General features: G+C 56.4%; 7 protein-coding genes and 2 pseudogenes. 6 read left to right on the top strand and 3 right to left on the bottom strand.

Going from position 1 to position 9,379, the window contains the following annotated elements; all coding sequences use genetic code 11:
* The 3 genes and pseudogenes from lspA to KBF66_RS17355 form a co-directional block, all read left to right on the top strand.
* A partial coding sequence (gene lspA, locus KBF66_RS17345) for a signal peptidase II (protein WP_296660304.1) occupies positions 1-677 on the top strand: 677 nt, incomplete at its 5' end.
* Between the two features lie 129 nt (positions 678-806).
* A complete protein-coding gene (locus KBF66_RS17350; protein WP_012806060.1) occupies positions 807-1,367 on the top strand; it encodes a recombinase family protein in 561 nt (186 codons plus the stop codon).
* Positions 1,368-1,369: 2 nt separating this feature from the next.
* Positions 1,370-3,883 (top strand): annotated as a pseudogene (locus KBF66_RS17355) (Tn3 family transposase); the annotation flags it as partial.
* Positions 3,884-4,039: 156 nt separating this feature from the next.
* Here the strand turns inward: KBF66_RS17355 and KBF66_RS17360 are convergent.
* Positions 4,040-4,426 carry a hypothetical protein gene (locus KBF66_RS17360; RefSeq protein ID WP_296660315.1) on the bottom strand — a complete coding sequence of 129 codons (387 nt, stop codon included), beginning with the start codon at positions 4,424-4,426 and terminating at the stop codon, positions 4,040-4,042.
* A 614-nt stretch (positions 4,427-5,040) separates the two neighbouring features.
* Here KBF66_RS17360 and KBF66_RS17365 point away from each other — a divergent pair.
* Together KBF66_RS17365 and KBF66_RS17370 are read left to right on the top strand one after the other, a co-directional pair.
* The gene (locus KBF66_RS17365) at positions 5,041-5,334 is read left to right on the top strand and encodes a hypothetical protein (RefSeq protein ID WP_296660320.1); all 294 of its coding nucleotides are present in this window, start codon (positions 5,041-5,043) and stop codon (positions 5,332-5,334) included.
* 126 nt (positions 5,335-5,460) lie between these two features.
* Positions 5,461-6,442 (top strand): annotated as a pseudogene (locus tag KBF66_RS17370) (aldo/keto reductase).
* Positions 6,443-6,549: 107 nt separating this feature from the next.
* Here the strand turns inward: KBF66_RS17370 and KBF66_RS17375 are convergent.
* Together KBF66_RS17375 and KBF66_RS17380 are read right to left on the bottom strand one after the other, a co-directional pair.
* Positions 6,550-8,079, bottom strand: coding sequence for a Fic family protein (locus KBF66_RS17375; RefSeq protein WP_296660324.1), 1,530 nt, complete (start codon positions 8,077-8,079; stop codon positions 6,550-6,552).
* 233 nt (positions 8,080-8,312) lie between these two features.
* Positions 8,313-8,795: a hypothetical protein gene (locus KBF66_RS17380; protein WP_296660330.1), complete on the bottom strand. Its 483-nt coding sequence runs from the start codon at positions 8,793-8,795 to the stop codon at positions 8,313-8,315.
* A 139-nt stretch (positions 8,796-8,934) separates the two neighbouring features.
* Here KBF66_RS17380 and KBF66_RS17385 point away from each other — a divergent pair.
* On the top strand, positions 8,935-9,379 hold a 445-nt coding region (locus tag KBF66_RS17385; protein WP_296660333.1), incomplete at its 3' end, for a DNA-binding protein.

Here is a 9,379-nt window from a genome sequence, read left to right on the forward strand (position 1 = left end):
GGCCTTTGATAGGCCGTCGTGGCCGCATCGGCTTGGTGTTGTACGCCGCATTGGTCGGTTGGTCACGCATCGCAGCCGGAATGCACTTTCCTGCCGATGTGCTGGCGGGGTGGGTACTTGGATTGAGCTGCACGGCGCTCGCCGGGTGGCTGATGCCGCTGGCCGCCCCTGTGTGGCAATCGGCTCGCCGCACATCGACTTGGGTCTGGTTCGCAGTGGCCGCCAGTTCTGTCATGACAGATCAGCTCGCAAAGTTCGCCATCACCCGCACGTTTGCCTACGGTGAACAGGTCGAAGTCAGCACCTTCTTCAACATTGTCCATGTCCTGAATCCCGGCGCGGCATTCAGCTTTCTGGCGAACGCTGGCGGCTGGCAACGTTACTTTCTCATGGCGCTGGGTCTGGTCGTTTCTGCTTGGCTGGGCCGCATGCTGTGCCAGCAGCGGCCACGCCTTGAAGCGGTGGGCTACAGCCTGATCCTTGGTGGTGCGCTCGGCAATGTCGTGGATCGTGTGCTGCGTGGATCGGTTGTCGATTTCCTCGACTTCCATTGGCAGCTTGTGCACTGGCCCGCCTTCAACCTCGCTGATGTGGCGATAACTATCGGAGCGCTCTGCCTGTTCTTGACGGTTGTACCGAAAAGCAGTAGAGGCACAGAGGCCGATGTGTCCGGTTAAGCTATACCCTAACTTGGCGTCAAGTGCTGCACTCGAAATGCGTCAGGATAGAGTATTAATGAATATTTATTGACACATGTAGCAAAGGCTTATAAATTCTTTCCTGACACATTTGTGCAGGAGACACCCTTGAAAGGTCAACGCATCGGGTACGTGCGGGTCAGCAGCTTCGATCAGAACCCGGATCGCCAGCTTGAGCAGGTCCAGGTGGACAAGGTATTCACCGACAAGGCGTCGGGCAAAGATACGCTGCGCCCGCAGCTCGACACGCTGCTGACCTTCGTGCGCGAAGGCGATACCGTGGTGGTGCACAGCATGGATCGCCTGGCGCGCAACCTCGATGACTTGCGCCGCCTCGTGCAAAAGCTCACCAAGCGCGGCGTACGAATTGAGTTCGTCAAGGAATGCCTGACCTTCACCGGCGAGGATTCGCCGATGGCCAATCTGATGCTGTCCGTGATGGGTGCATTCGCCGAATTCGAGCGTGCCCTGATCCGCGAGAGGCAGCGCGAGGGCATTGCGCTGGCTAAGCAGCGCGGTGCCTACCGGGGCCGCAAGAAAGCCCTGTCGCCAGAGCGTGCGGCCGAGTTACGTCAACGGGCCGACGCAGGCGAACAAAAGTCGAAACTGGCGCGCGAGTTCGGCGTCAGTCGGGAGACCCTGTATCAATACTTGAGAACGGATCAGTAAATATGCCTCGTCGTTCCATCCTGTCCGCCGCCGAGCGGGAAAGCCTGCTGGCGTTGCCGGACACCAAGGACGATTTGATCCGGCATTACTCGCTCAGTGATAGTGACCTTTCGATCATCCGGCAGCGGCGCGGGCCTGCGAACCGGTTGGGCTTCGCGGTGCAGCTTTGCTACCTGCGCTTTCCCGGCATTCTCCTTGGCGTCGATCAGCCGCTGTTCCTGCCCTTGCTGAAACTGGTCGCCGACCAGCTCAAGGTCGGTGTTGAAAGCTGGAACGACTACGGGCAGCGGGAACAGACCCGGCGCGAGCACCTGGTCGAACTGCAAACGGTGTTCGGCTTCCAGCCGTTCACCATGAGCCATTACCGACAGGCCGTCCACACGCTGACCGAGCTGGCCATGCAGACCGACAAAGGCATCGTGCTGGCCAGCGCCTTGATTGAGCAACTGCGGCGGCAGTCGATCATCCTGCCCGCGCTCAACGCCATCGAGCGCGCCAGTGCTGAGGCCATCACTCGCGCCAACCGACGCATCTATGAAGCCCTGTCCGAGCCGCTGTCGAACGGACACCGGCATCGCCTCGACGATCTGCTGAAACGCCGCGACAACGGCAAGATGACCTGGCTGGCCTGGCTGCGTCAGTCGCCTGTCAAACCGAACTCCCGCCACATGCTCGAACACATTGAGCGCCTCAAAGCCTGGCAGGCCCTCGACCTGCCTTCTGGCATCGAGCGGCTGGTTCACCAGAACCGGCTGCTCAAAATCGCCCGCGAGGGCGGCCAGATGACGCCCGCCGACCTGGCCAAGTTCGAGCCGCGGCGGCGCTACGCCACCCTCGTGGCGCTGGCCATCGAAGGCATGGCCACCGTCACCGACGAAATCATCGACTTGCACGACCGCATCCTGGGGAAGCTGTTCAACGCCGCCAAGAACAAGCATCAGCAGCAGTTCCAGGCTTCTGGTAAAGCCATCAACGCCAAGGTGCGACTGTACGGGCGCATCGGTCAGGCGCTGATCGACGCCAAACAGTCAGGCCGCGACCCGTTCGCGGCCATTGAGGCCGTCATGTCCTGGGACGCTTTCGCCGAGAGCGTCACCGAGGCGCAAAAGCTCGCGCAGCCCGATGACTTCGACTTCCTGCATCGCATCGGCGAGAGTTACGCCACCTTGCGCCGCTACGCGCCGGAATTCCTTGCCGTGCTCAAGCTGCGGGCCGCGCCCGCCGCCAAGGGTGTGCTTGATGCCATCGAGGTGCTGCGCGGTATGAACACCGACAACGCCCGCAAGGTGCCAACCGATGCCCCGACCGACTTCATCAAGCCGCGCTGGCAGAAACTGGTGATGACCGACGCTGGTATCGACAGACGCTACTACGAACTGTGCGCCCTGTCGGAACTCAAGAACTCCCTTCGCTCGGGCGACATTTGGGTGCAGGGTTCGCGCCAGTTCAAGGACTTCGAGGACTACCTGGTGCCGCCCGATAAGTTCACCAGCCTCAAGCAGTCCAGCACATTGCCGCTGGCCGTTGTCACCGACTGCGACCAATATCTGCACGACCGGCTGACCCTACTGGAAACGCAGCTTGCCACCGTCAACCGCATGGCGGCGGCCAACGATCTGCCCGATGCCATCATCACCGAGTCCGGCTTGAAAATCACGCCGCTGGATGCGGCGGTGCCCGACACCGCGCAGGCGCTGATCGACCAGACGGCCATGATCCTGCCACACGTCAAGATCACCGAATTGCTGCTCGAAGTCGATGAGTGGACGGGCTTCACCCGCCACTTCACGCACCTGAAATCGGGCGATCTGGCCAAGGACAAAAACTTGCTGCTAACGACGATCCTGGCCGACGCAATCAACCTGGGCCTGACGAAGATGGCTGAGTCCTGTCCCGGCACGACCTACGCCAAGCTCGCCTGGTTGCAAGCCTGGCATACCCGCGACGAAACCTATTCGACGGCGCTGGCTGAATTGGTGAACGCCCAATTCCGGCATCCCTTCGCCGAGCATTGGGGCGACGGCACCACGTCATCATCGGACGGCCAGAACTTCCGCACCGGCAGCAAGGCCGAGAGTACCGGCCACATCAACCCGAAATATGGCAGCAGCCCAGGACGGACGTTCTACACCCACATCTCCGACCAGTACGCGCCGTTCCACACCAAGGTGGTAAATGTCGGCGTGCGCGACTCCACCTATGTGCTCGATGGCCTGCTGTACCACGAGTCCGACCTGCGCATCGAAGAACACTACACCGACACGGCGGGCTTCACCGATCATGTCTTTGCTCTGATGCACCTCTTGGGCTTCCGCTTCGCGCCGCGCATCCGCGATTTGGGAGACACCAAGCTCTACATTTCCAAGGGCGAAACCGCCTATGACGCGCTCAAGCCGATGATCGGCGGCACGCTCAACATCAAGCATGTCCGCGCCCATTGGGACGAAATTTTGCGGCTGGCCACCTCGATCAAGCAGGGCACGGTGACGGCCTCGCTGATGCTCAGGAAGCTCGGCAGTTAAATGTAGGCCCCGGCGACCAGCAAGCCCAGGACCACGCCCACAAGCATGAGATTTCTGAGCGCAACCAGGATGAGCCGCGCCTGGTGGGTCCAAAGCTCCGAGCCGCGTGCAAAGTTTCCAACCGTTGTCTTCTCTTCCCGTTTGGCCATGCTATTTTTCCCCCGCGCTTTTCATCAGCTGAACACGTTTTTCAGCTCTTTCCTGCGCGTCGTACAAGTCCTGGGGATTGCGGGCTTCAACAATAATCGTCAAAAGCGACTCAATCAGGAACAGGCTCTTCCAGGCGTCATCGGGGAGTCCTGGCTGCTTGATCGCGTAGACGGTCTGGCTGATTTTGTCCGCGACAGTGGCCATCCGGTGATGGACCGTTTGCACCGATTCAGCCATGACCCCGGCCGTGAGGGTGTTTTGGATGTAGGTCGAAAGACTGACACCGGACTCCTTGGCTCGCTTGCGATAAAAGCCCGATGTCTCATGCGTGAAACGCACTGAGACGACTTCTGTGGCACCCGTTGTGGCTTGTTTTTTTGCCGCCATACCCGCTCCCCAACTAACTTGTTACAACTATATGTTTACAGATACTTACCACCTATGCTGACAGTTTATGTGTTGTTAATAAAAGGTCAAAATAGTTTTTGAAAAATTTACTATTTAGTTAGCTGTAAACATTAACAATATTAGGTGTAAACACAAAAAAAAGCCCGTCAATTGGATGTATTTTTATTTGCAATAAGTGTTGCGTTTTGTGTGACAAATTTAAGGGGGTACGGGGATGCCCCGGATTTTTTGAGGGAATCCGGCTGGCCTGCCAGTTTGAGGGGCGGCCAAGCGCTTGTGCGTGCGACCCATCCAAGACATCAAAACACCACTTTCCACCAGCAACGACCAGCTGACATGGGGCCATTCAACTGCTTTCGTCGATGTTTCAAGGCAGGTGGATGGGAGCGACACACGCCCCCTCAGCTCAAGCAACGGAGCTTCAGGCGACCCTTGTCGCCTGAAGATTTGCTGAACCCAACCGATTGTCCTGTTTCAATGAGTTGCCTCAAAGATACTACAAAAGTCAAAAGTCAAAAACATCATCCTTTTGAGATAATACTATTATCTGAGTTAAGATAAATTTTTATCCAACTCACTGAAAGTCAAAAAACATGTCAACAATCGAAATATCAGAAAAGCAAGCGCCTAAAGTCATTTCAATAGAAGACGAAATTGCCAAGGCCACGGAGAAACTGCGCAAGTTGCAGGAAAAGCAAAAGGAAATGCAGAAGAGGGAACGTGAGCGCTGCCAGAAAGCGGTGTTTGATTTCATCAAGACAGAAAAGCTCGACGGCATCAGCGTTGATGTTTGGACGGCCGCGCTGCCAGATATCAAAAGACTGTTGGGACTTGAAAAGCTCAAAAGTGCGGTGCAGGCGGCAGCGCCAAATTTTGAGGCCGCTTGAAAGTTTTCAACATCTCCGGCAAGACAGACTTACGCACATCAACGCGTAAATAGCCTGCCTGCGCCAAAATCATAAGATCAGGCTTTTGGTCATCCAAGGCCAAGACCACACCATCAGGACAAACGCATGCAGTACCGACGACTTGGCCGAAGTGGCTTGCAGGTCAGTGAACTCTCTTTGGGCTCCTGGGTGACTTATCACAATCAGGTGGACACGACCGCGGCGCGCGAAATGATGGCAGCAGCGTTTGATGCGGGCATCAATTTCTTTGACAACGCCGAGGTCTATGCGAACGGCCAGAGCGAAATCGTGATGGGTCAGGCCATCAAGGCGTTGAATTGGCCCCGGCTCAGTTACATCGTCTCGACCAAGTTCTTCTGGGGGCTCAACAAGTCCGGACCGACGGTCAACGCGAAGGACACGCTCAATCGCAAATACCTGATGCAAGCCATCGATGGCTCCTTGCAGCGCATGGGCCTGGATTTCATCGACTTGGTGTATTGCCATCGGCCAGATCCGCACACGCCAATTGAAGAAACGGTCTGGGCCATGAGTGACATGATCACTACAGGCAAAGCCTTGTATTGGGGCACCAGCGAATGGTCGGCACAGGAGATTCAGGCAGCCTGGGACATTGCTGAGCGGCACCATCTGCACAAGCCTGTGATGGAACAACCCCAGTACAACCTGTTTCACCGGCAACGTGTGGAACAGGAATACACCCGGCTTTACGAGACCATGGGTCTGGGCCTGACCACCTGGAGTCCACTGGCCAGCGGTCTGCTGACGGGTAAATACCGCAACGGCATTCCACCTGGCAGTCGTGGCACGGTGGCAGGAATGGACTTTTTGCTGCCGCGCCTGACCGGACACCACCAAGAATGCAGCCATCACACAGCTGGAGACGATGGCCTCAGAATTGAATTGCAGCCTGAGTCAATTGGCCATTGCCTGGGTGGCTCATAACCCCCGTGTCAGCACCGTCATCACGGGTGCATCCAAGCTGGCACAACTTCAGAACAACCTGGGCGCAGTGGATGTCATCACCAAACTCACGCCCGAGCTGATGGCCCAGATCGACAAAATCACAGCTCCGCTGGCCAGTTGATGGCCTTGGACTACTGAGCCGTTTTGCCAATGCCTATTGCCAAGCCATGTTTGGCAATTTTCACAACTCAGCTTTGCACAAGGCTTTTCTGAGGTTCACCAAATCCCTCAACCCGGTGTAAACGCGCTCTGCACCGCCAACACAACACCAGCGGCTACATCTTCGTCTGTCAATGAGGCAAACTCCTTGAGCAACTTGCTGGAGACCACGCCGCCGTTGTCACGCACAGACCGGATGATCCGGTCAATATCGCTGTCGGGGCCTTCGAGGACTTGCTTGACGCGCTCACGGGCCACGCGCAAGCTGCGCAGATAACCCGCTTCCTTGCGCATTTCCTGCTCGATGGTCAGTTGCACAACCTGCGCCAGGTACTCTACATGGTCAGTCATCTCGGGATAGCGCCAAGCTGGCAGCGCATCCTGGTAGGCATCAAACTGCAAATTGAAATGCACACCGTCCTGGGCAATCTGTTGTGGGCCAAATCGCCAGGCATCCAGATATCGACGCATGAAGGGTCTGGAGAACAGTTCAAGCACCTGGTCGTAACCCCTGCGATTGACGACAGTGCTGGTGATCGTTGCTGACACGGGCAGGATGAAGGGCTCGGGAATCGCTTTGTCTCGGCGCAACACGTCGTTGATCAGGAAGCGTGAAATACGGCCATTGCCGTCGGACATCGGATGAATGTACACAAAGCCAAACGATAAAACGCCCGCGCGCACCAAGGGACTGGCACCGGTGGTGCGCTTGGCAAAGTCACGCAGACCTGACAGCAGTGTCGGCACATCTTGCCAATGAGGCGCAATGTAATGGACCACTTCGGTGAACCCGTCAACTTCACCCACGAACACCGGTGAGCAGCGCACACCGTAACGTGTCGCTCTGGCCCCCAAAATGTGCAACTGCAGTGATTGAAGCGCTGATTCCAAAAGCGGATCGTCATACTTGCCGCAGCGTTGCTCCATGGCTGCAGCAAAACGCCGAACACGATCTAACTGCTGCTCTTCATGTTCGATGGCAAAACTTGCGCGGCTTTCCTTGATGGTCAACCAAACCGCGCTGCGCTGCAAAACCTCGGCACCGAACTCAACTTCCAGATCAGCCAGGTGTTGCGCACAGTCGTACTGCTCAGCCTGTTGAACACGCGCTGTGCGCGCCACCATGGGACAGTAGTCGGGTGTTCCGGGCAGGTTGTCGCGCACCCGCCAGCGCGGCACATTGGTCGGTTTGCTGGCCGTCAGGTAAAGCGCCTCGTCCAGGGCCGTGACATAGTTGCCTGAGGTGACACCCGGAAAACTCAAGCGACGACCCGTCAGGTATTCAAAAAAGAAGCCAGCTCGGCGTGCATATTGGCCGGTCGGCTCTGCTGATACCCAAGCCTCAAGTTCGACGGTCGGCAAAGAGCCGCACAAGCGCGCCAAAAACTCCAGATGGATACCTTCATGTTTGAAGGCAAAAGTCAGGTGTCCTGCCAGTGTGTCCGCTGGCCTTGCCGCAACGGAATAGTATTCATTGACAGCCCCGTCTTCACGCACTGTAAAGCGTGACTTGGCGATGGCGCTGTCAATGCGAAACGCCTGAACTGGCACAATTCCATAGTGCTCAGCCAGCCATCGATAGCCAATCCAGTTGGACACTTAGCTCCTTTGATTTCAGTGTAAAAATGATTATTCTTCCTATCTTTTGATTATAAATCAACGATTTGTCAATTAATCGATTAGAAATTGATTTAAATTGGCGAGAGCATGCGGCTGGCACGCCCTCAAAGCTCCGGTCGGCCAGCAACAACACGATCCCACGATCTTCATCTCTCAAATTTTGGGATCCATCCCGGCGTAAAGGCTGGTCGATCGCATCGATGCAATGCAACTCAGTTCTGGCTGCCAAACTTCAGATTGGCGCGGCTTGGAAACGGCAGGGGCGGCTTGTCATAGTAATCCGGTTCAGCCAGGCAGCTGGCGTTCTCCATGTCCATATAGGTTTCGGTCGGTGGTTCACCGATAACTCGCTGGTATACGGTTTCCCAGCGCTCGAACGCTTCCCTGACCACAAGATCAGAGGCGGCGGTTGAATGGGCGTGGTACGCCCAAACGGCCCGCGCCGTATCTGCCGTGGCATCTCGGAGAGATTCGGGCGCATCGCGGCCATCGAGCATGTCAAGTTCAAGGTGGTTGATGGTGCGTTCTACAAAGCGCTGCTCAGTGCCAAATTGCTCAACCCCCATCAGGAAAATATTAAGCAAGAGATCTGCACGGGCTGACGCTGCGTCCATCTGGATTCGCGCCTGAATCACTGTGACCAGCAGGTCTTTATACAAATGCAGATTGTCTAAATCGAGCGGCGGCTTATTCATTCTTCAATTCTCCTGAGACCGTAGAGCCTACATGCAATTCAGCCAGGACTCGAATCGGGAACCACCCAACGAAAAAGAATGGATTCGTGTATGTTGTAGTTGTATGATATGTTAATACAACATAAACATACAAAACATCATGGCGATCACCAAGGACGACATCTTTAGGGCTGCCAACGAATTGGACGTTTTGGGCCAGAGCCCAACACTGGCGGCAGTGCGCAAGCACCTCGGCGGCGGGAGTTTCACAACGATTTCCGAAGCCATGAGTGAGTGGAAGTCAAAAAAAACGGCTAAGGACGCGACACTTCGTGAACCGGCGCCGCAAGCCGTTCAAGATCAACTGTCAAGTTTGGCGGGCGACATTTGGGCGCTTGCCATTGCCGCCGCCAACACACGCCTCGATGCTGAACGGCAAAGCATGCAAGACAACCGGGTCGCAAGCGAAGCCGAACGACTGGCCGCAGTCGAGTTGGCCGATCAGGTCATTGCAGAGCTTGAAGAGGTCAAGCAAAAAGCAGCGTCCATGGAGGACGAGCGGGTCAAATTGCAAGATAACAATCAGCAACTCAAGGCGGAATTGG

The organism is Rhodoferax sp. (assembly GCF_018063565.1).
GTDB lineage: Bacteria > Pseudomonadota > Gammaproteobacteria > Burkholderiales > Burkholderiaceae_C > Rhodoferax.

Coding starts and splice junctions, on each gene's coding strand:
- KBF66_RS17365 (WP_296660320.1), top strand. CDS start 5,041: ATGTCAACAATCGAAATATCAGAAAAGCAAGCGCCTAAAGTCATTTCA.
- KBF66_RS17380 (WP_296660330.1), bottom strand. CDS start 8,795: ATGAATAAGCCGCCGCTCGATTTAGACAATCTGCATTTGTATAAAGAC.
- KBF66_RS17360 (WP_296660315.1), bottom strand. CDS start 4,426: ATGGCGGCAAAAAAACAAGCCACAACGGGTGCCACAGAAGTCGTCTCA.